27 protein-coding genes are annotated in these 21,735 nt (G+C 33.9%); 11 read left to right on the top strand and 16 right to left on the bottom strand.

Going from position 1 to position 21,735, the window contains the following annotated elements:
- Window positions 1–41: 41 nt before the first annotated feature.
- Window positions 42–1,436, top strand: coding sequence for an MFS transporter (locus ACMHJ2_RS07585; RefSeq protein ID WP_413512351.1), 1,395 nt, complete (start codon window positions 42–44; stop codon window positions 1,434–1,436).
- Window positions 1,437–1,574: 138 nt separating this feature from the next.
- On the opposite strand, the gene ACMHJ2_RS07580 is transcribed toward ACMHJ2_RS07585, so the two are convergent.
- Together ACMHJ2_RS07580 and ACMHJ2_RS07575 are read right to left on the bottom strand one after the other, a co-directional pair.
- The gene (locus ACMHJ2_RS07580; RefSeq protein WP_413512350.1) at window positions 1,575–2,534 is read right to left on the bottom strand and encodes an LLM class oxidoreductase; all 960 of its coding nucleotides are present in this window, start codon (window positions 2,532–2,534) and stop codon (window positions 1,575–1,577) included.
- Between the two features lie 80 nt (window positions 2,535–2,614).
- Window positions 2,615–2,914: an ArsR/SmtB family transcription factor gene (locus ACMHJ2_RS07575; RefSeq protein ID WP_413512349.1), complete on the bottom strand. Its 300-nt coding sequence runs from the start codon at window positions 2,912–2,914 to the stop codon at window positions 2,615–2,617.
- Between the two features lie 577 nt (window positions 2,915–3,491).
- Between ACMHJ2_RS07575 and ACMHJ2_RS07570 the strand changes: the two genes are divergently transcribed.
- From ACMHJ2_RS07570 to ACMHJ2_RS07560, 3 genes are all read left to right on the top strand, one after another.
- Window positions 3,492–3,947, top strand: a complete 456-nt coding sequence (locus ACMHJ2_RS07570) for a DUF1801 domain-containing protein (protein WP_413512348.1) — start codon at window positions 3,492–3,494, stop codon at window positions 3,945–3,947.
- 16 nt (window positions 3,948–3,963) lie between these two features.
- Entirely contained in the window at window positions 3,964–4,410 is a 447-nt protein-coding gene (locus ACMHJ2_RS07565) for an SRPBCC family protein (RefSeq protein ID WP_413512347.1), read from the top strand.
- Between the two features lie 85 nt (window positions 4,411–4,495).
- Window positions 4,496–4,933 carry a VOC family protein gene (locus tag ACMHJ2_RS07560; RefSeq protein ID WP_413512346.1) on the top strand — a complete coding sequence of 146 codons (438 nt, stop codon included), beginning with the start codon at window positions 4,496–4,498 and terminating at the stop codon, window positions 4,931–4,933.
- Window positions 4,934–5,001: 68 nt separating this feature from the next.
- Here the strand turns inward: ACMHJ2_RS07560 and ACMHJ2_RS07555 are convergent, their stop codons facing one another.
- The 7 genes from ACMHJ2_RS07555 to ACMHJ2_RS07525 all read right to left on the bottom strand — a co-directional run bounded on the left by ACMHJ2_RS07555 (window position 5,002) and on the right by ACMHJ2_RS07525 (window position 9,872).
- Window positions 5,002–6,336, bottom strand: a complete 1,335-nt coding sequence (locus tag ACMHJ2_RS07555; RefSeq protein WP_413512433.1) for a T6SS phospholipase effector Tle1-like catalytic domain-containing protein — start codon at window positions 6,334–6,336, stop codon at window positions 5,002–5,004.
- Window positions 6,337–6,376: 40 nt separating this feature from the next.
- Entirely contained in the window at window positions 6,377–7,000 is a 624-nt protein-coding gene (locus tag ACMHJ2_RS07550) for a hypothetical protein (RefSeq protein WP_413512345.1), read from the bottom strand.
- A 3-nt stretch (window positions 7,001–7,003) separates the two neighbouring features.
- Window positions 7,004–7,774, bottom strand: a complete 771-nt coding sequence (locus ACMHJ2_RS07545; RefSeq protein ID WP_413512344.1) for a M15 family metallopeptidase — start codon at window positions 7,772–7,774, stop codon at window positions 7,004–7,006.
- Between the two features lie 29 nt (window positions 7,775–7,803).
- Window positions 7,804–8,322, bottom strand: coding sequence for a DUF2589 domain-containing protein (locus ACMHJ2_RS07540; protein WP_413512343.1), 519 nt, complete (start codon window positions 8,320–8,322; stop codon window positions 7,804–7,806).
- A gap of 11 nt (window positions 8,323–8,333) precedes the next feature.
- Window positions 8,334–8,525, bottom strand: a complete 192-nt coding sequence (locus tag ACMHJ2_RS07535) for a hypothetical protein (protein ID WP_413512342.1) — start codon at window positions 8,523–8,525, stop codon at window positions 8,334–8,336.
- A gap of 2 nt (window positions 8,526–8,527) precedes the next feature.
- Window positions 8,528–9,106 carry a DUF2589 domain-containing protein gene (locus ACMHJ2_RS07530; RefSeq protein ID WP_413512341.1) on the bottom strand — a complete coding sequence of 193 codons (579 nt, stop codon included), beginning with the start codon at window positions 9,104–9,106 and terminating at the stop codon, window positions 8,528–8,530.
- Window positions 9,107–9,209: 103 nt separating this feature from the next.
- Window positions 9,210–9,872 (bottom strand): DUF2589 domain-containing protein, encoded by a 663-nt coding sequence (locus ACMHJ2_RS07525; protein ID WP_413512340.1) that lies wholly within the window; start codon window positions 9,870–9,872, stop codon window positions 9,210–9,212.
- A gap of 177 nt (window positions 9,873–10,049) precedes the next feature.
- Here ACMHJ2_RS07525 and ACMHJ2_RS07520 point away from each other — a divergent pair, with 177 nt between their 5' ends.
- The 3 genes from ACMHJ2_RS07520 (at window position 10,050) to ACMHJ2_RS07510 (ending at window position 12,755) form a co-directional block, all read left to right on the top strand.
- Window positions 10,050–10,730, top strand: a complete 681-nt coding sequence (locus ACMHJ2_RS07520; protein WP_413512339.1) for a hypothetical protein — start codon at window positions 10,050–10,052, stop codon at window positions 10,728–10,730.
- A 557-nt stretch (window positions 10,731–11,287) separates the two neighbouring features.
- Window positions 11,288–12,097: a sensor histidine kinase gene (locus tag ACMHJ2_RS07515; RefSeq protein ID WP_413512338.1), complete on the top strand. Its 810-nt coding sequence runs from the start codon at window positions 11,288–11,290 to the stop codon at window positions 12,095–12,097.
- Window positions 12,087–12,755: a response regulator transcription factor gene (locus ACMHJ2_RS07510; protein ID WP_413512337.1), complete on the top strand. Its 669-nt coding sequence runs from the start codon at window positions 12,087–12,089 to the stop codon at window positions 12,753–12,755. The genes ACMHJ2_RS07515 and ACMHJ2_RS07510 overlap by 11 nt, the downstream gene beginning before the upstream one ends.
- Window positions 12,756–12,840: 85 nt before the next feature.
- Here the strand turns inward: ACMHJ2_RS07510 and ACMHJ2_RS07505 are convergent, their stop codons facing one another.
- On the bottom strand, window positions 12,841–13,854 hold the full coding sequence (locus tag ACMHJ2_RS07505) for an NAD-dependent epimerase/dehydratase family protein (RefSeq protein ID WP_413512336.1): 1,014 nt from the start codon (window positions 13,852–13,854) through the stop codon (window positions 12,841–12,843).
- A gap of 64 nt (window positions 13,855–13,918) precedes the next feature.
- Window positions 13,919–14,494, bottom strand: a complete 576-nt coding sequence (locus ACMHJ2_RS07500; RefSeq protein WP_413512335.1) for a Crp/Fnr family transcriptional regulator — start codon at window positions 14,492–14,494, stop codon at window positions 13,919–13,921.
- 244 nt (window positions 14,495–14,738) lie between these two features.
- Between ACMHJ2_RS07500 and ACMHJ2_RS07495 the strand changes: the two genes are divergently transcribed.
- The 3 genes from ACMHJ2_RS07495 to ACMHJ2_RS07485 all read left to right on the top strand — a co-directional run bounded on the left by ACMHJ2_RS07495 (window position 14,739) and on the right by ACMHJ2_RS07485 (window position 16,867).
- Complete coding sequence (locus ACMHJ2_RS07495; protein ID WP_413512334.1) at window positions 14,739–15,302, top strand: lipocalin family protein; 564 nt, start codon at window positions 14,739–14,741, stop codon at window positions 15,300–15,302.
- Window positions 15,303–15,339: 37 nt separating this feature from the next.
- Window positions 15,340–16,212 carry a helix-turn-helix domain-containing protein gene (locus ACMHJ2_RS07490; RefSeq protein WP_413512333.1) on the top strand — a complete coding sequence of 291 codons (873 nt, stop codon included), beginning with the start codon at window positions 15,340–15,342 and terminating at the stop codon, window positions 16,210–16,212.
- A 103-nt stretch (window positions 16,213–16,315) separates the two neighbouring features.
- The gene (locus ACMHJ2_RS07485) at window positions 16,316–16,867 is read left to right on the top strand and encodes a cysteine hydrolase family protein (protein WP_413512332.1); all 552 of its coding nucleotides are present in this window, start codon (window positions 16,316–16,318) and stop codon (window positions 16,865–16,867) included.
- Between the two features lie 366 nt (window positions 16,868–17,233).
- On the opposite strand, the gene ACMHJ2_RS07480 is transcribed toward ACMHJ2_RS07485, so the two are convergent.
- From ACMHJ2_RS07480 to ACMHJ2_RS07465, 4 genes are all read right to left on the bottom strand, one after another.
- Window positions 17,234–18,205 carry an alpha/beta hydrolase gene (locus ACMHJ2_RS07480; protein ID WP_413512331.1) on the bottom strand — a complete coding sequence of 324 codons (972 nt, stop codon included), beginning with the start codon at window positions 18,203–18,205 and terminating at the stop codon, window positions 17,234–17,236.
- 103 nt (window positions 18,206–18,308) lie between these two features.
- The gene (locus tag ACMHJ2_RS07475) at window positions 18,309–18,818 is read right to left on the bottom strand and encodes a cupin domain-containing protein (RefSeq protein WP_413512330.1); all 510 of its coding nucleotides are present in this window, start codon (window positions 18,816–18,818) and stop codon (window positions 18,309–18,311) included.
- 5 nt (window positions 18,819–18,823) lie between these two features.
- The gene (locus ACMHJ2_RS07470) at window positions 18,824–19,177 is read right to left on the bottom strand and encodes a cyclophilin-like fold protein (protein ID WP_413512329.1); all 354 of its coding nucleotides are present in this window, start codon (window positions 19,175–19,177) and stop codon (window positions 18,824–18,826) included.
- Between the two features lie 150 nt (window positions 19,178–19,327).
- Entirely contained in the window at window positions 19,328–19,891 is a 564-nt protein-coding gene (locus ACMHJ2_RS07465) for a sugar O-acetyltransferase (protein ID WP_413512328.1), read from the bottom strand.
- A gap of 178 nt (window positions 19,892–20,069) precedes the next feature.
- Between ACMHJ2_RS07465 and ACMHJ2_RS07460 the strand changes: the two genes are divergently transcribed.
- Window positions 20,070–20,966, top strand: a complete 897-nt coding sequence (locus tag ACMHJ2_RS07460; protein WP_413512327.1) for a helix-turn-helix domain-containing protein — start codon at window positions 20,070–20,072, stop codon at window positions 20,964–20,966.
- A 90-nt stretch (window positions 20,967–21,056) separates the two neighbouring features.
- Here the strand turns inward: ACMHJ2_RS07460 and ACMHJ2_RS07455 are convergent, their stop codons facing one another.
- Complete coding sequence (locus ACMHJ2_RS07455; RefSeq protein ID WP_413512326.1) at window positions 21,057–21,686, bottom strand: class I SAM-dependent methyltransferase; 630 nt, start codon at window positions 21,684–21,686, stop codon at window positions 21,057–21,059.
- Between the last annotated feature and the right edge of the window lie 49 nt (window positions 21,687–21,735).

Here is a 21,735-nt window from a genome sequence, read left to right as displayed (position 1 = left end):
TGACATTTGCAAAGATAATTATAAAATATCGGAAGCAACGAATGAATACAACAATAGCTCCATTTAAAAAAAGAGTAACGCTAGTCTTACTCTCTATGTCCATTTTTCTAAGCGTATTAGATTTATTTATTGTCAATGTTGCGATTCCTCAAATACGAGAGGCTCTAAACGCCAACGTAGCAGATATACAGTTTATTATTGTGTATTATGTCATTGGGTATGGTGCTTTTTTAATTACTTCAGGCAAAGTAGGTCTAAAATATGGGCATAAACGGGTATTTATTCTGTCTATTTTCAGTTTTGGCCTATTTTCTTTCTTATGTGGAATCGCTTCAACGGTAGAACAACTCAATCTCTTTCGGCTACTTCAAGGTATGAGTGGTGCTTTTATGGTACCTCAAGGGGTAACTTTATTAGCAACTGTATTTACGGAAGAGCAGGAGAGACGACGCGCCTATGCTATCTATGGGGCAATAGCAGGTATAGCCTCCGTATTAGGACAAGTTCTAGGTGGATTTCTACCTGATTTAGCTTATGATTTTGGTGCCTGGCGATTAATTTTTCTTATCAATGTACCGCTGGCCTTTTTAGTGGGTTTGCTATCCTGTTTCCTTTTGGTAGAAGTTGAGCGCAAAAAAACGATACAGATTCAACCGTTATCTCAACTAACCCTAATTGCTTTGCTTGTTCTATTCTTATATAGTTTAGTACGAGGCGTAGATGCGGGATGGACAACCTTTTTACTCCTAGGTTTTGTCTTTTCTGTTCTAGGTATTCTGATGTTTTTCTACTTTCAATTTAAAAAATACAAACAAAATAAATCCGTACTTATTGATTTTAAACCCTTTAAAAACAGTGCATTTAAAGTAACACTTCTTGCTTTAGTATTTTATTCTTTCGTACAAGATTCGTATTTCTTTATCTATGCCAATCACTTTCAGTTACAATTACATTATACCGCTACCGAAACGGGTCTATTATTTGCCTTTCAAGGTATTGGCTATGTTCTTGCCTCTTTGCTGTCATTCAAGTTTTTAGCACAGTATCAAGAACGTTTTATGCTATTGGGGTTACTCTTGATGGTAGTTGGACTAATTACACACTATCTTCTATTAAGAACAGAACAACTGACTTTCTACCAAGTATCCCTTTTATTATTTGAATACGGTGTAGGATGCGGTATCATTTTGCCTTCTATGTTTACCTATGCTTTGAGTACTTTACCAACCGCTTATACTTCAGCAGGATCCAGTTTATATTTAACCGTACAGCAATTGAGTATTGCGTTGGGTGTAAGTTTAGTTGGGCAAACTTATTTTAGTAGTACAAATGGCTTTTTATATGCAACTATTTTGATGCTTATTCTCTTGATTTTAACCGGAAGTGTATTTTTATTAAGTTATCAAAGACGGCTTACAGCATTCATGCAGAATTAATTAAAAGGTTTAAATAAAAAAGCATTTTAAGGAATGAAAATGCTTTTTTATTCTATTATCTTTCGATAAAGAGATAATTAAACCTAAAAAAGTGTAACTCTCGTTTACCACTGATTGAGGTAAAATTAAATCGAGTACTTAATCTAAGGTTGGAAAGTAAGGCAATATTTCGGTGGCTAATTCATCCAAAGTTTCACCTAGATTTCTTTTTCCAAATTGAATTCCTAATGCCGCGTGGTTGACTCCAATTTCTTGCCATTTATGTAAAAGTTCAAGTAAGCCATATCTTCCTGTTTGTAAAATAAATCCACCTTGTAATGGAGTACGCGGAAAATGAGGATCCTCATGTAATTGGATCCATTCATTCGTCATATGTGGCTTAAAAATAGGAGTAGGGATAAAACTCCTAAAAGTTTTAATTTTTTGTTCTAAACCAGCGGTGTCTTTATTTGTGGTTGTCGGACCGGGATAACTCATCCATCCATCTGCATGTTCAGCAATCCATTGCAGCGATTGTTGACTAGCTCCGGTAATAAGTGTAGGTACAAAAGAATGAATGGGCTTAGGAATAAGGTCTAACTCTTCATTTTGGGTTAGAGAGGAATTCATTTTAGGAAAATGATCGCGATGAAGTATTTTCATATCGTTTAAGACCTCTCTAAATAAAGCGGAACGTTGTTCATAAGGTTTGCCAAAGGCCTTATACTCTGTAAAACGATCGCCAGAACCAATTCCCAAAATTAACCTTCCGTTGGATAGTTGATCAATAGAAGCGGTTATTTTAGCTAAAGCAATCGGGTGGTGTAGGGGAAGAACAATACTGCCCGTTCCCAAAGCTATATTTTGGGTTTGTCCAGCAAGATAAGCAAGATAGGTTAAAGGATCATACCCTTGTCCTACATCCCTGAAATTTGGGTCATACATAGGAATATCCCTTACCCATAAGGAAGCAAAATTAGCTTGATCTATTTGTTTAATATACTGCATGTGTATATTAAAGTTTAGATGAGGTTCCTTATAAACCTCCAGAGGAAGAAAAATCCCAAGGGTTAGTTTATCTTTTTTAAAGACTCGATTAAATGTTTGATGATTATTCATTTTTATTTAATTAGATATTTAGATATCTAAAATTATAGATATGTTTGTTTTAACGTTTAGAATTAAAGAAGTTTTTATTTTTAAAGCTGATTTTTAATATAGGCTGCTAGTTCAGCAATTTTTAATTCATTGCGTTTATAATACGTCCATTGCCCGTTTCGAATAGAAGTCAATAAGCCAATTTGAACCATAGCGGTTAAATAGGATGAAATGGTTGATTGAGATAAGCCTGCTTTCTTTTGAATCACACTCATACAAACCCCAAATTCATGTACTTCAGGTTCAATATCATCTAATTCAAAATAAGCATGGGGTTTTTTCAACCACGTTAATATTTGAATTCGATGTTCATTGGATAAGGCTTTGAAAAAATCTACCATTTCTATATATCTAGAATTAACGATACAAAAGAAAGAAATAAAAATTAATTAAGCAAGAGGAGTTGTTTAAAAGTTAGATCTACAATTATAGTTATCTAGGAACTCGCTGAAACAGCAAGGAGCGCACTAGAAGATGAGATGCCTTAGAGCATTTATAATAGCTATTTTTAGTAAATCATAGTTCTATCAAAACAAGAAGGACTGTTTCATTTGACAACGTAGAATTCTAAACATCAATACAATTAAGCTTTAATTAAGAGCAAGATACGCTTCGAAATGTTTGTAAATTTTATTTATTGAACTAAATAAGTTAAATAAGTACTATTATAGTATAATGATGTGTAAAATATATTTTATATTCTTATTTTTTATAAATTAGTAGTAGGAAAGGTTTGTGCTTCTTACAGTTTTAAATAGAAGATTTTTTATCTAACTGTTAGTTTTGCTCCTACTTTTTTAAAGTCATAAAATTAAATAATAACTGAAACGGAAAGACATACCGCTTGAATTGTAAAATTCCTTCTGTATCTGTCTCTCTGTCGTATAGTACCCAAGCACAAGTAACCCTTAGTTATTTATGAAAGCAGTAGGTAATACCGTAGAGCAAATCTTATCAAACGTACCAACGGAACGCAAAGAGGCGTTTACAAGACTTCACAACATTATTGTTGAAAATCTGCCCAAAGGTTTTGAACCAGCTATAAGCTATGGGGGATTGGGTTATGTGGTTCCACATAGTATTTATCCCGCAGGTTATCATTGTAAACCGATAGAACCTTTACCTTTTGCTGGCATCGCTTCTCAAAAGAATTCTATTAACTTATATCACATGGGTATTTACTCTGATCCTACATTATTAGATTGGTTTGTAGCAGAATATCCGAAACACAGTAAACAAAAATTGGATATGGGCAAAAGTTGTATCCGATTTAAAAAAATGGAAGAGATTCCCTATACTCTTCTTGGTGAATTGATGCAAAAAATGAGCGTAAAACAGTGGGTTGATTTGTACGAAAGTAAATTGAAGAAATAATTCTAAAATACTAATTATGTCCAATAAAGTAACTTTACACAGAGTGCTTACAGTTAGCCCAGAAAAGGTTTTTAAAGCTTTTTCTGATGCAGATGCACTAGCTTCTTGGTTACCGCCATATGGTTTTACAGCTAAAGTTCTACAGTTAGATTTTAAAGTTGGCGGTTCTTATGAAATGGCATTCACTAATTTTTCAACCGGTAGTAGTCATTCCTTTAGCGGAGAATATATTGAAATAGTTCCCAGTGAATTTCTGAAATACACCGACCGTTTTGACAATCCAAATTTACCTGGAGAAATGACCACAACTATTGTATTTAAAAAAGTAAATTGTGGTACTGAAATTACGGCTACACAAGAAGGAATTCCTGATGCCATTCCTGTTGAAATGTGCTATTTAGGCTGGCAAGAAAGCTTGGAAAAACTGAAAAAGTTAGTTGAGCCTAACATTCCTGATGCTTAATGAAGCAATGCCAATTAAGGCGGTAGGTATCTGCTTTCCGAAGAAGAATAAAATCTATAATTTTTTCTAATATTTAAATTAAACTATGGCAACAGTACACACTTATTTAACTTTTGATGGAAATTGTGAAGAGGCATTTAACTTTTACAAATCCGTTTTTGGGGGAGAATTTACTTATATAGGAAAATTCGGTGAAATGCCTAACGAAGAAGGATTCCCAGTGCTTGAAGCGGATAAAAATAAAATAATGCACGTGAGTTTACCAATTGGTAATACCGTTTTAATGGGAAGTGATACAGGGGGAGAATGTGGTCCTACTTTTATGCAAGGCAATAACTTTTCAATTTCCATTAATGCGGAGAGCAAAGAAGAAGCAGATAAATTATTTGCGGGTATTTCAGTAGGTGGACAAGTTATCATGCCTATGGAAAATACGTTTTGGGGTGCTTATTTTGGTATGTCTACGGATAAATTTGGCATCAATTGGATGGTTAATTTTGACGTTGAACCCCAAGAGAACTAATAGCTGGAGCAGAAGATATTTACTCGTATAAAAAAGTCAAGCCTAAATTTTTAGGCTTGACTTTCTATTTAGACAAATTTAATTTCTCTTTGCCAATTTGGCGTGGGTCTATGAACGATAAGATGTTTGGTCGGAGCACTAAAGCGAGTCGATGATTGCAGTGTTTTTTGTAGGATTGGTTCTGGATTCTCAGAGTTATCTTTCGTATCCTCGCTGCCAAAAAAGGTACGCGTTGAAACTGAAATATGCACATACTTCTTGAGAATTTCATCCAAGTGTACTTCTTTTTGTTCCAATTCTTCCGTAATTATTTTTTTGGTTAAAAGTTGTTCGCTTTGTTTTTTAATTCCTGTACGAAAGGCTTTTAGATCTTCTGGAATGGGATGTTTTTCTTCAAATAGAGCTGCATTAAAAGGGACATTAAATTTTCGTGCTATTTCCAGCATTAGGTGCCCATAAACATATTGTAAATGTCCTTGAACAGGGTTTCTTCTGCTTATCGTATTATACCCAAGGGATTTTTTTTCAAATTCAAAAGACAAATTATGTAGGATATTTTTAAAATCGGGATTGTCCTTTTTTATTTTTTCTGCATCAGCCATAGCCCCCCCTTGCGTATAAGTAGCATTAAGGTTAATCGTTTTTACTTCGTTTTCACTGGTATTATAGCCTCCACCAATATCAGAATGCGCGCCAGGTACGCGTAATTCAAAATAGTTTTTAGATGTACTTTTGTGATAGCCTGCTCCTGTTTTATGAGCATTTGCATATTGGTCTGCTGTAGTAAAAATACTAGTTAATGGAAAATTTTCTCTACACTCATGTAGAGCAGTTAAGTGAAAAATTCCTTCTGCTTTCACCTTAGCTAAAGATAAATTCAGCGGACTTAATTTAATACTTTCAACGGTATCAAATAATCCTATAAAACCAAGATTTAAATTACTTAAATGATGTCCTTCATTTTGCAAAATACGCTTAAATATCGTTTCATTTTCAAGGGCTACATTGGCAAAATTTCTAGCTAAGGAGGCACCTCTACTGAACCCAAATAAATCGAGGGTTATGGAAATATCAAGCGTCTGTTGGTAATTTTTGATTGCCAATTCTTCAAGATAGCTATATAAACTCTCAAAAGCTCTTTGTGTTTTAGCATTGGCACTATAGCCTTCCCAAATATCATGCCCACTAGCCGAAGAGGTTGTCGAATCATCACAGTGATCTAAAGTTCCTATACCTTCAATATAGATGGCTTTGGTTTGATCTGTACCGTTTTGGGTATAGTTTTTAAATAGTCGATAAATATTGGTTGGAGAGATAGCATAACTGCCAGTGGGTTCTGAACAATCCGAAGTAGTTCGCTTTAATGCATTTTGGGCATTATTTCCTGTTCCATCAAAGAAAATGCCAATTCTAAGTTCTTTTTTAAGGGTAGTTTTTCATTGTTTAATTAATAGGTTGATAGGCTCCTAAATGTTCATTCCATCTATAATAGCCTTGTTTAATTTGAGCATCTAAATATTCTATTTCTTTGCCAAACCCCGTACGCATGAGTTGGTTATTGGTCGTAAAGTACTTATATACAATAGGTCCCTGCGGATAAAAATAAATAAATTGATACTTCAATTGATCTAGGGTTGCATTACTGAGTACATAGATGGTCGTTTGTGTTTCTATGAGTTCTTTCAACCAAGGTAAGTTGTATTCTTCCCAGAATTGGGTGTCATTTTTATACACAGCGTTATCGAGATTTAGAATTTTAAACCCTCTATAGGTATGTTGTTTAAAGCTGCTAGTCTCTACTTGCGGAAAGTTTAAATACGCAATTGAATTGTAAATATCTTGTATGGTATCTGTGGTATTTACAATTTTTTTATAGACCCCAACTAAAGCCACAGGTTTAGTTTTATCACCAACAATGACTCGGTTGGGATACCAACTTAGTTTAATTTTTAGCGTATCCCTTTTAGAGTCGGGGTCTTGAAAGGCAAAAGATCGTTCTTGAGCAACTCCTTGGATACCTAAAAAAGTACATAACGTTAAGAACAGTATAGGGAGGATTGATTTCATATACTACAAGAATTTAGCTATTTCGAAATGCATTCCATCCTTTCTACTGAAGTGACCTCCCCAATAAAACCCATATTCATGGGCTAAGGGAACTAATTCGCGAACAGAACCGGTCAATCCCAATGCGGTAGGATCTGCATTTAAAGAATTCCACTGCATATTAAAATCAAATGCTGTTCCAAAGGAATGATTAGAAAGGGAGGTTTTGGAGCCCCTAATTAAACGTGGATTATAACTTCCACCATACGTAAGGAGCAGAGGTAATAGCCCTTTTTTTTCGATTTCATTAAAAAAACTGCGCAATTGTTCTGCTCCCTTGCGATGAAAACGCATGGCTTTATATATTCCTTTAGACATTTTATTCAATTGTGGAAGCTCCACGCGAACAATATTTTTAGTTTCAAAATCATTGAGAATAACAATATTCTCAGGATTATCCTTCGTAGGACTAGGTGCAAATTTTAATTCTCCAAATGTTTCAAACTTAGTTTGTTGCGCTACGACAGGGGAAAAATTGGGTTTCATAGGAAATTCCATTTTTTGTGTATCAGAAAACACCATCCCTTCTTTATAGGCTTCTAACCAGGTTTTATTGCCTATAAATCCATCGGGAGGTAGCTGTTTTTCACGTTGGTATTTTTGGATGGTTTCTAAAAAGTTTATATCGTAGAATTCATCGATTTTACCTTGGTAATTTCCCAAGCTATTTTGGAATTCCTTCCACTGCTTTATAGCTGGATGGGATACATTGGGTTTTAGTAGTTCAATTTTCATACCTTTTTTTTTTAGTAGTTTGACTCGCGCTATGTAATTTGTCGCTTTAAGAAATTTTCATAACTCTCAGTGATAAGTCTTAGCCCCTCGGCTGTTTCTTGAGGGCTTAACGTAATTTCCAGTTTGCCCCAATTAGTACCAGGCGTCTTTTTAAGCATGGCAGAAGAGGGTTTTCCAAATAAAATCTGCAATTCATCTTGTATGATTTGCATTTGAAATTCAGTGGTAAATTTGGCTTTTTCAATCCCGCAATTATTCATAGGAACCATAGCAATCAATGGAACCTCTACAGGTGTCATTACCAAAGAAAAATTGTCGGAGTTTTCATTATTTGGCACTGTATTTTGTACAGGATATGTAAGCGTTACTGTTTTTGGAATGAGGGTCTTTTTGGTTGTTATTTCTCCTTTTTCATTAGCAACTTCTACTTCTTGTTCTTCAAAGTATTCCTGTAAAAGGGATAAGTTCTGTTTCACTATTTGTTCACTAGACAGCAAGATAGCTGAATGTATAGCCTGAATAAATTTTTTAAAACTAATTAATGCCATGAGAGAGATATTTAGAGGTTAAACGGAGCTTTTTCATAAGATTTGACTGCTTGCTCAAGAATGCTTTTACTGTCAGTTGATAAACCAACAGCTGCTTGGCAAGTAGGACAAGTAAATTTCGTTCCTTGTAGCAATTGAACTATTTCAAGTAGAATAGGTGTACTGCAATTAGGACAAGCGATGGTTGATGTTTTGGGTTGCATATTTACTTAATATTTGAAGGTTGAATATTTTTACTATAGAGATCTAGAATATTTAAAATTCCCAAAGGAAGGGGCAATGAACCAGCCTGAATATCGATTTTTAATGCCCTTTGGCTCGTTTTTGTATATTTATTTTCGCCCGAATCATGGGGAGTGACGTTTGATATTTTGCCATTTAACTGGGCTTTCCGTTCAATTATTCCATTGGGTTTATTAATGTAACTGGTTGTAGAAGTGATATCTAAATTGAAAGACAATTTCATTTTTTCTATAGCAATAGAATTGATCGGCGCAATCGATAAGAGTGGAACTTGAAAAACGACTTCATGATTACTAACTTCTCCTTCGAAATCAATGCGCTTCGTAAAAGTCATATTTATCATTTTAGGCTTGTATATCTTTTTCCCCTTTTTCTTTTTTGTTACTTCTATAAAGTATTGATCAAGAATAGATTGTGCCTGTCCATTTAACATCATGGTATTGGCCTTAGATAAAGCGATTAAAGGTGCAGAGATAATCGATTCTATATTAAGCTCTGAATCTTGGTCTCTGGTATAGGCTTGTTGTTTTATTGGAGTCATACTATCACTTTTTTTAAGTGAGCTCTAGAAGTAGAGCTCACTTGAATTGTTTTTAATCTTTCAAAATCATCTATTAGATGCACTTTTTAATGAGCAATCGCTTTTAAACTTCTTTTTTAGGAAGAATAATAGGATCAATGGATTTAGAAAAAACATCAATAATAGTTGCTACACCAGTAGGAATAGGTAATTGTCCGGCATGTACACTCACGTGATATTTAGCCGAATTACTTTTCTGGTAATGCTGACTTTCTTTGCTTGTTTCACTGCTATCGTAACTTGCTTTTCCTTTGATTGTAGCAGAAAAACAACCAAAGCCAATCTTAGCTTCTAAAGAAGCTTCTCCTGCTTTTGCTTCTTTCTTTTCTTTAGAAGTTTCTTCAGCAAAACTCGAGTTCACTTCCATATCAAACGTGATATCCACAGAATCCACAGCTAAAGAATTAATGGCTATAATCGTCATTAATGGCAAATTGAATGATGTTTTGACAATTTCTATGGTAGGTTCTTTGGCAGGATCTTCAGACTCTTTAATAAAAGGGCGTTCTAATTCCATTTTAATCATAATAGGCTGAAAACTTTCACTAATAACTCGATCACCCTCTTTTTCTATTTTTTTAGAAAAACAAGTGTCTAAAAGAAACATAGTTTGTGTCATTGCCATTTTTGCATTGGCATCTGCGGCAGCATTTAAAGGGCCTCCGATTAAGGCATCCATTGGTAATCCCGAAAATTGTTGGGAAATTGATAATAAATTTGATTCCATAACTTTTAAGTTTTAAAGTTTGATACAAATCTAGGTTCGAATCTAAAATCTATTTAGGGTGAAAACACCCTATTTATAAGGTAATTCTCCCTTATTTACTTAAAAACTATACAATGCAATTCCCAAAAATGTTAGTTAGTTTTAACTATATTTGTGTATCTGTTAACCTATTTAGATATGAAAAAAATCACTTTTAAAGAAGTCAAAGAAGGAGTAACTAATTGGTATCAAATAGCGAAGTCTTTGGAGAAATCGAACTTATTGTTTAATCATTTACTCAAATTTGAGCTTATTGATGTTTTTTATGATGTATTAAAAGCAGAAAAGGAGCTAAAAATATATTTGGGATATAAACAAAAAGATATCGATCCAAAGAGCGATATAAAAGAAATTGTCAGTAATTTTTTTATAGTAGTTATACCTGATTCACTGGATAAGCAAAAAAACTATGAAAAGGATCAATTACCTGAAGGGGTATTGAGTTTCACCGCTTTATATGCGCCCTTAGTATCTACAGAAATCTCGAGTAAAGAAGCTTTAGAGCGAATGAAACATTGGCATAATGCTGAAACAAGAACGCATACCTTTGCTAATCTAAAATCATCACCTCTTCTTTTTCAAATTCCCAAAGAAAATATTTCTTCCAAGGCTGAAGCTAACTTTATCTACTTAGGTTTGGTAAATAAAGCAACAAAAGAAGAAAAAGACAGTAATTTTCAATATGATTTACTTGTCGAGCAAGTGTTTCCAAAACTTGAACAAAGCCAGTCTTTTTATGATACAGCTAGACCTGTACCTCCTTTTAAACCAACATTCGACGCCGGTTTATATAAATATTTAGAATTAGATCTTCAGTAATCTAATATGGATATATACACCCTTGCAGACCTTATTACCAAGGCTTTAACGATTAATTTAATGGTATCCATAGTAATCTATGGATACTTTTTTTTAACCAAACAGCGCTTAAACACTCTCCTTTGTCTTTATGTACTTGGTTGTCTTGTATTTGATGCATCGAGCTATTTACTTGGAAAATATTTAGGTTATAATCACTTTCTAATTCCCTTATTTGGTCTTTTTGAATTTGTAATCTGGCATCATTTCTTTTTGACAAAAGAAAAAAGAAAAGCGTATCAGTATAGGGCAATCTTGGCTTTCTATATGGGTATTATAGGTATCGAAATATTGTTTTTGTTTTTTGAAGCTTCTTTTTTACCTATTCCGAGTCGCTCGTTAGGTTATGCCCTCTTATTGTTTAATCTAAAAAAATTTAGTTTAACAGCAACCTACCAGCAGCTTAAAAAATATAAGTGGCTACTACCTTGTGTTCTGTTCTATATTTCATTTAGTTGTATTTATTACCTATTACTAACCTTTTCTGTTTATTGGAATAATAATTTGAAGTTTATTCTATGGCTGTTACATTCAACTCTATTGCATCTCTTTTATATAGCAATCACGTATTATCAATTGAACCCTGGAAAGATCCGTTGAATTTATTTATATGGTTCATTTATGCTTTACTTATTGTTAGCGGTATTAGTTATTCCTCGATTTACTTACTAAAAAAAAATCACCGCAATGAAATAAAAAGAAAACAACAAGTCGAGCAAATAGAAAAAACACACTTAAAAGTCTTGATTCAAAAGCATATTGAAACACAAGAAGATGAAAGAATACGCATTGGCAGTGATTTACACGATACAATATCAAACAAATTAAGTCTTATTCTGTTGAAATTAAACTTAGGTTATTCAGTAGAGCAAGTAGAATCGGATATCAAAGAAACATTGCTAACTGTAAGAGATATCTCACATAATTTAAATCCTCCTTTTTACAAGGACACGCCTTTACCTGTTTTACTACTCAATCAATTGGAGAAAGTAATTCCAAAATATACACTTCATAAATGGGTTAGTTTGCACCGACAAAAAGATTGGTCTGCTAATTTTAAAATGCAGCTTATTAGAATTGTTCAAGAGTTGATTACCAATATTGTGAAACATGCAAAAGCGACAGAGATAAAAATGGAGCTACGAGAAAGTCAAAAAGGGATTTACTTCTCCTTGGAAGATAATGGAATAGGCTTTTTGGGGAATACTAAAGGGTTGGGGTATCAAAGCATTCAAAATCGACTTTTTTTAATTAATGGTCAGTTTAAGATTAAGAGCAAAATAAATTGTGGAACTAAAATAATAGTACTTGTACAAAATGAAATATAAAATTACACTGGTTGAAGATGATACTTTAATCTTAGAACTAATTAAAGACTTTCTTAATGCTTCGCCAAATTTAGAAGTTGCTTATACTTTCGAAAATGGAACACAGTTTAAAGAAGCCTTAGGGACCATTAGCAAGGATACTGATCTGATTATTATGGACTTTCAATTAGGAGATACTACAGCAGAAAAGTTAATGGAAATTTTAAAATTGGAACATATTACTATTCCTGTTATCGTGCTAACTTCTCATTATAACGAATCCTTAATTGGCTATATGATTAAATTAGGCGTTGCGGGGTATTTACCAAAGTATATTAAACTAAATGAGTTTGTTCTTATTCTACACGAAATCTTAACTAAAGGGCATTATATTACTAAAGAGCAATTTCCTTATTTAAAGAATGCTATTCAGGATAATAGTAGTGAACTTGCCCTCAAAAAGCATGATATTTCTACTAGAGAATTAGACATACTTTATTTATTAGCCAAACAATGTACGGCTAAAGAAATAGGAGAGAAGCTTTTTTTGGCGCCCAAAACGGTTGAGAATTACAAAAACACACTCTTTTTAAAAACAGGCACCAAAAATATTGTAGGATTAGTTCTGTGGGCTATCCAGCGGAAATTAATTTCAATGGATTCATTTAACGCTATATAAGCGATTATTTCAAACGTAAACACGAAGGCGCTTGCTTTCGTGTTTATCGTATTTGAGATGCGCTAACGAGCCGTTCTTTTCTTTTTTATTTTAGTAAATCCGGGTGTTCTATCAAGTATTGAAAGGCCTCTTTTACAGCTACTTCTGGAGGTTTTGGAGCAAATCCCAATTCGCTCTTTGCTTTTGAAAGGTCGAAATTTTGCTGTAACCCTGAGAACATCGCAATGTCTTTGCGTGTCAATAGAGGGGGTTTACCATTTATTTTGGACGAAAACTCCATTAGAGCTGCTAAGGTAGACAAGACAAATCTAGGCACGCTTTTAGGGACTTTAATTTTCAAGGTAGGATACAAGCTTTGGGCTAACTTTGTTGTATGCGTAATGGACATACATTTTTCATTTGCAAGAATGTATCGCTCACCTGAACGACCTTGGTTTGCTGCTAGATAACAGCCTTCGGCGACGTCTCTTACATCAACCCAATTGAGTGTAATCTTTGTGTCTACAGGAATTTTCTTATTCAAAATTAGTTTTAATATGCCATAAGATACATTTAAAGGAGCAAAGGCTTCACCGCCAATCATGGCACTCGGTAGGACAGCTACAAGTTCAATTCCCAGTTCATTCGCCAATTGAAAGGCCAGTTTTTCGCCGTCGTTTTTGGAATTGTAATAGCTATCTCTGCGATCTGGATTATAGCCTTTACTTTCATTCGTAGGTAGATGCGTATAATCTAATGCAGCAATCGAACTGACATAAACAATTCGCTTTACACCTGCTTGTGCAGCTGCTTCTATCGTGTTGCGTGTCCCTTGCATATTCACCTCATAAATTTCTTTTTGAGGATCTTTAGCCCATAATTTAAAAGAAGCTCCAACAGCATAAAAAGTATGTACACCTTGTAAGGCGGCAATAAAGGAAGCTTTATTTGTAATATCAGCTTGTACAACTTCACAAGCTAACCCTTCAAAACAGGCTTTGTGTTTGTGGTTGCGAACGGAGGCTCGCACGGGAAATCCTTTGGCTAACAAAAATCGAACTAAGTTATTACCTAAATGACCATTGGCTCCTGATACTAATACTAAATTTTGATTTGTCATATTCCTTTGTTTTATATACAAGGGCAAAAATGAAACTTAAATACCAAGAACTACTTCACAAATGTTACCTAATGATCTGTTTGCGAATGCGACTAAGACTCTTGGGATTCATCCCTAGATAAGAAGCAATGTATTGCATGGGCACATGATGTACTAGTTCGGGGTATTCTTCTAAGAGCTTTAAATACCGCATTTCGGCACTAAGGGTGGCTAATTCTCGTGCTCGCTTTTCATTATAAGTGAGCGCTTCTTGAAATACGGAAATGCTAAAGTCTTTAAAACTAACACTTTGTCCGATAAGAAAGTCTAGGTTTGCTTTTGTTATTCGCAAAAGTTTACAATCCGTAATACATTCTAAATTCTCTTCGGATGGGGTTTGATTACTGAAATTAGAATAAGAAGTAATAAAACCAGGAGGGCAATTAATATGGGTTGTCAGTTGCTCACCTTTATCATTGTAATGATAGAGTCTTACAAAACCTGAAACTACAAAATAGAGATACTGGGGTATTTTTCCTTCTTCTTCGATTCGCTGGTTTTTGGAATACTCCACAGGTTCAAAGTAATCCTTACCTAATTTTTTTTCTGATTCTGATAGATTAACTTTTTGACTTAGGAGTAAGAGGAGGGGATGATCCATACAATTCTATTTAACGTATATAATTTATATAAATGTAAGGCTTTTGCCTCTTTTTAGAATTATTTTCTTAAGAAAGTCGACTTTATTTCCAATAATAACTCAGAGTTCTGATGGGCTCCAAAAACAAAATTATTTTTAGTAAATTTAAGGTATCAATTCTAGAAGAAAATACGTTATTTAAAATAATTCTAATTAGGCCTTTTTTTAAGTAAAGATTGTTTAAATTTGAAATAAACATAAGACCATGATGATACACTATTTTGATAGATTTTGGATTTGCTTCTGTTTATCCTTTCTTTTTTTATCATGCAATTCAACGGTTATGCCAGAAAAAGCGGAGCCTATTGCTAATTTTGATGTCAACCAGTATTTAGGGACTTGGTATGAAATTGCGCGTTTTGATTTTTATTTTGAAAAAGATTTAGATAATACTTCAGCTCAATATAGCTTAGATAGGCAAGGAAATGTTCAGGTTTTAAATAGTGGATACAATACTAAAAAAAGTACATGGAGCAAGGCGGATGGAACAGCTAAATTTAGAGGCGATACCAAAATAGGGGCATTAAAAGTTAGTTTTTTCGGCCCTTTTTATTCTGGATATAGTATAATTGCTCTTGATGAACAGTACAAATATGCGCTAATAGCAGGTAAGAATCTAGATTATCTATGGATTTTGTCAAGAGAAAAAAGTATTCCTAAAGAAGTGAAGGAAGAATATCTTAAGAAAGCCAAAGAAATTGGCTATGATACTTCGCGTTTACTTTGGATTAAACACGATAGAGATGATAATCCCTACTTTAAAAAATAAATTCTAGGGAGTTCAATAAGTAAAAGAATACTTGTAGATGAAGATTTTAAAATTTCATAAAACCGAATGTGGTGTTGAGTTCTTATTAAATGTTATTCACCTAACTGATGTTGATGAATCGTATTTAAAAGCGATGCCCTTTACTACGGATTTCTTTGAAGTTCTATTTTTCAAAAGAGGAAAAGGACAAGTAAGCCTCAATCACGATACTATTGATCTTGTTGATGCTAGTATTGTTTTTATTTCTCCTTTCCAAAAACGACAGTGGATGTTTATTGGGGATGAGCAAGAAGTAACCATCTTACTCTTTCAGGAAGATTTTTTAAATGAATTTTTTGAAGATAAATTGTTTGCTTATCGACTTTTGTATTTTTATCAATTGAATTATCCGTTGCATATTTCATTACAAGAGAATAGTTTTGAAAATTATTGGAAAATTCTGCAAGAGATTAAAGGCGAATTAGTAGATACGCAATCGGATAGCATTCATATTGTACGCTCTTTATTATATTATATCCTTCAGAAACTCAATAGAGAATATGCAATTCAAAATGCATTAGCCATAGAGAGAGATGAGAACCATTATGCCTTTCAATTCAAATTATTAATTGAAAAGCATATTCGTGAGAAGCAAAGAGTAGGTGAGTATGCGGTTCTATTGGGTATTAGTCGAATATCCTTAAATAAAGCAGTTATGAAGCAGTTCCATGTTACGGCTACTCATTTAATAAAGCAACGCTTATTACTAGAGATAAAGAATTACTTAGTGCATTCCTCTCTAACGGTAAATGAAATTGCTTATCAACTCCATTTTTCAGAATCCAATCACTTGATGCGTTTTTTTAAAAAACAAACGGGTTATACAACAAGTGAGTTTTTAAAAGAACATCAAACTGCTACAGCGGATTAGTTAAGTTATCAATAAGGTAGTTTACTATTGCTCTTTGGTAGTCTTTTTTTTGTTTTATTTTAAGACTTTTGTACCTAGTATTAATCAAATAAAAAAATGAAAAATGAAAAAAGCATTGTTACTAGTTGATATTCAAAATGATTATTTTGAAAACGGAGCATGGGAATTAGTTGGTGCAACTGAGGCAAGTATACAAGCGAGAAAAGTACTCGATCATTTTAGAAAAGAAAACGCATCAATTATCCATATTCAACATTTGGCTGTTGGAGAGGAACTTCCTTTTTTTAAACCCGATACTTATGGCGTTGAAATACATCTAAATGTACAACCTCTAGAAGGAGAAAAGCTCATCGTAAAGCATCATCCCAATAGCTTTAAAGAAACTGATTTACTAGAGTATCTTAAATCTGAAGGAATTACAGAACTGGTTATAACCGGTATGATGACACATATATGTATCGATGCAACAACTAGAGCAGCTAAGGACTTCGGTTTTGATTGTACGGTTATTGCAGATGCTTGTGCATCTAGAGACCTAGAGCTTGATGGAAAAATAGTAAAAGCTTTAGAGGTTCATACTGCTTTTCTTTCGGCTTTGGGTTTTGCTTATGCTTCAGTAATTTCAGCAGATGCGTATATACGCTCTCAAAAATAATGCTAGAGACTTGATGTTCTTTATTTCATAAAAAGAATCTCAATTGAAAATAAATATCCCCCAATTAGTTAAACACGGATTGGGGAATATTTTTTTTGCAATAAGCAATTGCTATCGTCTTTTATTAGGTTTATTCTACTGATAAATAGGAGAGAAGTAGCTTTGTTTGTTATACCCTTGCTTTTTCGAGTACTAAAAGCAATAGATCGTTGTTTTCTTCTTTCAAAAATAGCACTCCTCTTTAATGAACTCTTTTTACTTCTATTGAATTACAGTTCATATTCAATAGAAAAGTAAATGTAAGGAGGAATCAAATATAGAGGTTATGGATATTAAAATTTACTGATAGTATTGCCCCATTTACTGCTATTTTAAATGCTCTTTAAAGAATGCCTCTAACTTCTTGAATGGGATTACATCAACTTTATCATATAGATCCACATGAACAGCTTTTGGAATAATCATTAATTCTTTGGGTTCTGTGGCCATTTGATAAGCATCTTCACTGAAATAACGAGAATGTGCTTGTTCCCCAGCAATTAAAAGTATAGGCCTTGGAGCAATCTCTTTAATGTACGTCAAGATTGGCATATTCATAAACGATAGGGCATTGGTAGTATTCCACGCGCTTGTTGAATTTAAAGAACGCTCATGGTATCCTCTGGGCGTGCGATAATAGTCATGATAGTCTTTGACAAACTGTGGTTCATCTCCTTTTAGTTGTTCGGGATTCAATATCGCTCCTGAGGCAAATGTTCCTTTTTCTGCATCTTTCCAACGTTGTTCGCCCAATTGTTCTAATATCCTGGTCCGTTCTTCTAACGTAACAGCATCATTATATCCTTTGGACATTACGCGGGACATGTCGTACATACTTGTTGTAACCACGGCTTTTATTCGTTTATCAATTGCAGTAGCATTTAGAGCAAAACCGGCCCAACCACAGATACCGATAATCCCAATTTTGTTGCGGTCGATATTTTTTTGTATGCCCAGAAAATCGACTGCAGCACTAAAATCCTCTGTATTAATATCGGGAGAGGCAACGGCACGAGGCTCGCCTCCGCTTTCACCTGTATAAGAAGGATCAAAAGCCAATACTGCAAAGCCCCGTTTAGCCATTTGATTGGCATATAATCCAGAAGCTTGTTCTTTTACTGCTCCGAAAGGGCCACTAATAGCTATAGCCGACAAAAGTTTATGGTTCTGCTCTTTAGGTAGATATAAATCCCCAGTAAGTACTAGTCCATATCGATTTTTAAAGGTTACTTTTTGACGAGTAACCTTATCACTTAATTCAAAAATATAGTGTTCCATTGTATGAGTTGTCTTGTTCATATTAGCTGAGTTTTGTGGGTCTGCATTTTGTTTTTGTTTACATCCGCTCATTATCATAAGCGAAGTGACTGCAAGAATTAATACATTTTTCATCCGTTTGTTTTTACTTCTTTGTTTTATTGCTTTCTGCAAATTCTTGTTCTGTTACTGGCTGTAACCAAGTTACCTGTATATCCTCTTTGTAATTAGTGATAGCAATATGAACTAGGGTATCATTTGCTGTAGCTCCATGCCAATGCACTACATTTTCAGGGATATTTACAACATCACCTTTTTTAATTGATTGTGCAGGTTTTCCTTTTTCTTGATAAAAACCCTTCCCTTCAATCACAAGCAAAACCTGCCCTTTGGGATGGGTGTGCCAATTTGTTCTTGCTCCAGCTTCGAAAGTTACACTTCCTGCTGAAAATTCATTGTTTTTGTCTTTGGTTACTAAGGGCTCTAAAAAAGCATTTCCAATAAACCATTCATTTGATAATTTATCTCCTTTGGGATAAATTGAAGTAGTAAGGGGTGTTTCCATAATAGCTGATTTTTTGTTGCTTTCACCTTGTTTTTGTTTACAAGCTTGTCCGATAAATAAAAGCAAGATTAATACTTGTATTTTTTTCATATTTCCTATAAAGCTTCAAATTTTACTTTGACATTCTCTGTGCCTAAAGCAGCCTCCAGTTCATCTAGATTATCGATGGTACCCAATTTTACATAACTATAGGAACTAGTAACTGTTTTATAAAATAGAACCAGACTTTTGTAATCGGCATTCCAAAGCATTAAATCGCCTGCGTGAATGGTATCTTGTCTGATGGCTTGTCCAGGTAGTTTATTTGGTAGTTGGCCATACTTCTCGTTATTGTGAAGCTCGGTCATTTCGATTGTTAAGGGAAGTAATTCCATAAATGCCCGTGTGGTGTTAGTATGTATCATTGTAGCAGTAAGTACTTTATGGCCAATTGTAATTTTTACTTTCATCTTTTTTGAATTTAGAATTACATCCCTTGGATTTTCAATTTCTATTTGACTACTAGCAGTAGGTGATAGTGTAGAGGCCTGCGTCTGTAAACCAACCCAAACACATAGTAAGAGGTAAATAAATTTTTTAATAACAGTTCTATTTAGAAGTTAGATTATTTTTATAATTTTCGCAGGAACTCCACCTACTACAGCATTGTCAGGAACATCTTTTGATACAACAGCACCTGAAGCTACAATTGCATTTTCACCTATAGTTACACCCGCTAATATCGTTGCATTGGCTCCAATCCAAGCGTTTTTTTTAATGTGAATGGGAGCAGGAACAAGTGAATGCCTATTTTCGGGTAGAACAGGATGTGCTTCGGATAGCAGATTTACTTTGGGAGCAATCAATACATGGTCTTCAATTGTAATTCCTCCTAAATCTAAAAATACACAATCAAAATTGATGAATACATTTTTACCAATCTTGGTATTTTTACCATAATTGATTTGCAGGGGCGTAAAAACAGCAACACTATCGTCAATTTCACTCGCTGTGATTTCGCTTAACAGCCTCCGAATTTCCGCAGGGTCTGAAGCATTATTCATCTGTACAAGTATTTTTTTTGTTTTAGATGAAGCCTCGCGCATTTTATAAGCTTCAGGATCATTCGGAGAAATCGTTTCTCCCGCTCTCAATCTTTCAAAAATATCTTTTGTAGGTTCCATTTTTTTCTATTTAGTTTAAGGATATTACTATTAACTTCTTTTCTAATACAAATTTCGCCCGTTTGTGTCTGATACATTTATACAGCTTACGGATTAATTTACCATTTTCACTGATTTTAAGGCAAATACAGAATACTCAAGTTTATATTTTCTAAATTTGTAAAGAAAAAGTTTAGAAATGGAACATTTTGAAAAAATCGATACTGTAAAAAATTACAACGACTATACAGGAGTGGATACTTTACATCCTTTAGTGAGTGTAGTTAATTTTAGTGAACTTCGAGATGTACCTAATTTCAAACGGTACATGGGAATTTATGCTATATTTCTAAAAGATACCAATTGTGGAGATATAAGGTATGGAAATCAGCCCTATGATTATGAAGATGGGACGCTTGTTTTTGTATCACCAGGGCAGATTTACGGAATTGATAATCACAGTGTTGTTAAAAGCCCCAAAGGATATGGTTTAGTTTTTCATCCGGACCTACTTGTGGGAACAAACTTGGGGAAAACAATAAAAGCGTATTCTTTTTTTTCGTATGAAGTAAATGAGGCGCTGCATCTTTCTAAAAAGGAGCACCAAACAATTGTAAGCTGTTTTGAGCAAATAGCTGTTGAAATTAATCAAAATATTGATACGCACAGTAAAACCTTACTTGTGTCAAATATAGAGCTGCTTCTCAATTACTGTATGCGTTTTTATGATCGTCAATTTATTACTCGGAATCATATAAATACAGATATACTAACAAGATTTGAGAGCCTTCTACACGCATATTTTCAATCCAATAATGCCCAGGACTTAGGATTACCAAGTGTAACGTGGTGCGCAGAACAGCTCCATCTTTCACCTAATTACTTGGGTGATTTAATCAAAAAAGAAACAGGCCATACAGCTTTAGATCTCATCCAATCTCGCCTGATTGAAGAAGCTAAATTGAGAATATTTGATGCAAATACCTCAATTAGTGATCTAGCTTTTCAACTGGGTTTTAAATATCAGCAACATTTTAGCCGTTTGTTTAAACAAAAAACAGGGATGACTCCAAATGAATTTCGCCATTTAAATTAAATAGGCTGTTTTATAATTCAAAAATATGCGGTCTATCCCTATTCAAAAATAGTTGAAAATTGTATTTTAAATAAGAAAGTTCTACTTGTTCTATTCCTTCTTTTTTTGAGCGATAAAACGAATCACACTTCCTTGTCCTTGGTGATAAATACCTTCATTAAGATCAATGACAACTTCTTCGAGTTGCAAAAAACTACAAGTTGAAAAATCAGCTTCTATTTCATCTATTGAAAATAAATCATCAATATCAGAAGGACCACCTACCTTAGGATTTTCCTCTTTTAGTTTGATATGATTCTTGCTAAAAGCTTCAAACACAACTAATCCACCAGGTTTTAAAAGAGAGAGTAGTTTTTTGTGATAACTTGATTTTATAGCCGCCGGAAAATGGGCATAAATCAGTGCAATAACATCAAATTGATGCGTTGTAAAATCCAATTCAAAAAGATCACCTACCTGATATTCGATAGTAACCTCCTTTTTAGTAGCCAGTTGAATGGCTTTTTTATAGGCTTCTGTGCTAATATCAAAGGCAGCTACTTCCCAGCCTTTACTAGCAGCATAAACCGCATTTCTTCCTTCACCTTCTGCAGCAAAAAGTATCTTTTGAGGTTCTACTTTTTGTAGCTTGTCTTCTAAGAAAAGATTTGGTTCTTCTCCATACGCATAGGCTGAAGAACTATATCTGTCATTCCATTTATCTAACCAGTTATTTGTCATTTTTTTATTTATAGTAAAATTAAGTCTTGTAAGGTATTATAAAGTGAAA

The sequence above is a fragment of the Myroides odoratus genome (assembly GCF_965118575.1).
Taxonomy (GTDB): Bacteria; Bacteroidota; Bacteroidia; order Flavobacteriales; family Flavobacteriaceae; genus Flavobacterium; species Flavobacterium odoratum_B.
The sequence above is the reverse complement of the archived record's forward strand: the minus strand, read 5'-3'. Positions and strand labels throughout refer to the sequence as shown.

Bases quoted from the DNA above. Each gene is read 5' to 3' on its own strand.
- ACMHJ2_RS07455 (WP_413512326.1), bottom strand. From the start codon at position 21,686: ATGACAAATAACTGGTTAGATAAATGGAATGACAGATATAGTTCTTCA.
- ACMHJ2_RS07565 (WP_413512347.1), top strand. From the start codon at position 3,964: ATGTCCAATAAAGTAACTTTACACAGAGTGCTTACAGTTAGCCCAGAA.
- ACMHJ2_RS07485 (WP_413512332.1), top strand. From the start codon at position 16,316: ATGAAAAAAGCATTGTTACTAGTTGATATTCAAAATGATTATTTTGAA.
- ACMHJ2_RS07530 (WP_413512341.1), bottom strand. From the start codon at position 9,106: ATGACTCCAATAAAACAACAAGCCTATACCAGAGACCAAGATTCAGAG.
- ACMHJ2_RS07460 (WP_413512327.1), top strand. From the start codon at position 20,070: ATGGAACATTTTGAAAAAATCGATACTGTAAAAAATTACAACGACTAT.
- ACMHJ2_RS07515 (WP_413512338.1), top strand. From the start codon at position 11,288: ATGGCTGTTACATTCAACTCTATTGCATCTCTTTTATATAGCAATCAC.
- ACMHJ2_RS07490 (WP_413512333.1), top strand. From the start codon at position 15,340: ATGAAGATTTTAAAATTTCATAAAACCGAATGTGGTGTTGAGTTCTTA.
- ACMHJ2_RS07550 (WP_413512345.1), bottom strand. From the start codon at position 7,000: ATGAAATCAATCCTCCCTATACTGTTCTTAACGTTATGTACTTTTTTA.
- ACMHJ2_RS07465 (WP_413512328.1), bottom strand. From the start codon at position 19,891: ATGGAACCTACAAAAGATATTTTTGAAAGATTGAGAGCGGGAGAAACG.
- ACMHJ2_RS07475 (WP_413512330.1), bottom strand. From the start codon at position 18,818: ATGAAAAAAATACAAGTATTAATCTTGCTTTTATTTATCGGACAAGCT.
- ACMHJ2_RS07480 (WP_413512331.1), bottom strand. From the start codon at position 18,205: ATGAACAAGACAACTCATACAATGGAACACTATATTTTTGAATTAAGT.
- ACMHJ2_RS07470 (WP_413512329.1), bottom strand. From the start codon at position 19,177: ATGAAAGTAAAAATTACAATTGGCCATAAAGTACTTACTGCTACAATG.
- ACMHJ2_RS07585 (WP_413512351.1), top strand. From the start codon at position 42: ATGAATACAACAATAGCTCCATTTAAAAAAAGAGTAACGCTAGTCTTA.
- ACMHJ2_RS07520 (WP_413512339.1), top strand. From the start codon at position 10,050: ATGAAAAAAATCACTTTTAAAGAAGTCAAAGAAGGAGTAACTAATTGG.
- ACMHJ2_RS07505 (WP_413512336.1), bottom strand. From the start codon at position 13,854: ATGACAAATCAAAATTTAGTATTAGTATCAGGAGCCAATGGTCATTTA.
- ACMHJ2_RS07575 (WP_413512349.1), bottom strand. From the start codon at position 2,914: ATGGTAGATTTTTTCAAAGCCTTATCCAATGAACATCGAATTCAAATA.
- ACMHJ2_RS07525 (WP_413512340.1), bottom strand. From the start codon at position 9,872: ATGGAATCAAATTTATTATCAATTTCCCAACAATTTTCGGGATTACCA.
- ACMHJ2_RS07580 (WP_413512350.1), bottom strand. From the start codon at position 2,534: ATGAATAATCATCAAACATTTAATCGAGTCTTTAAAAAAGATAAACTA.
- ACMHJ2_RS07545 (WP_413512344.1), bottom strand. From the start codon at position 7,774: ATGAAAATTGAACTACTAAAACCCAATGTATCCCATCCAGCTATAAAG.
- ACMHJ2_RS07570 (WP_413512348.1), top strand. From the start codon at position 3,492: ATGAAAGCAGTAGGTAATACCGTAGAGCAAATCTTATCAAACGTACCA.
- ACMHJ2_RS07560 (WP_413512346.1), top strand. From the start codon at position 4,496: ATGGCAACAGTACACACTTATTTAACTTTTGATGGAAATTGTGAAGAG.
- ACMHJ2_RS07495 (WP_413512334.1), top strand. From the start codon at position 14,739: ATGATGATACACTATTTTGATAGATTTTGGATTTGCTTCTGTTTATCC.
- ACMHJ2_RS07510 (WP_413512337.1), top strand. From the start codon at position 12,087: ATGAAATATAAAATTACACTGGTTGAAGATGATACTTTAATCTTAGAA.
- ACMHJ2_RS07500 (WP_413512335.1), bottom strand. From the start codon at position 14,494: ATGGATCATCCCCTCCTCTTACTCCTAAGTCAAAAAGTTAATCTATCA.
- ACMHJ2_RS07540 (WP_413512343.1), bottom strand. From the start codon at position 8,322: ATGGCATTAATTAGTTTTAAAAAATTTATTCAGGCTATACATTCAGCT.
- ACMHJ2_RS07535 (WP_413512342.1), bottom strand. From the start codon at position 8,525: ATGCAACCCAAAACATCAACCATCGCTTGTCCTAATTGCAGTACACCT.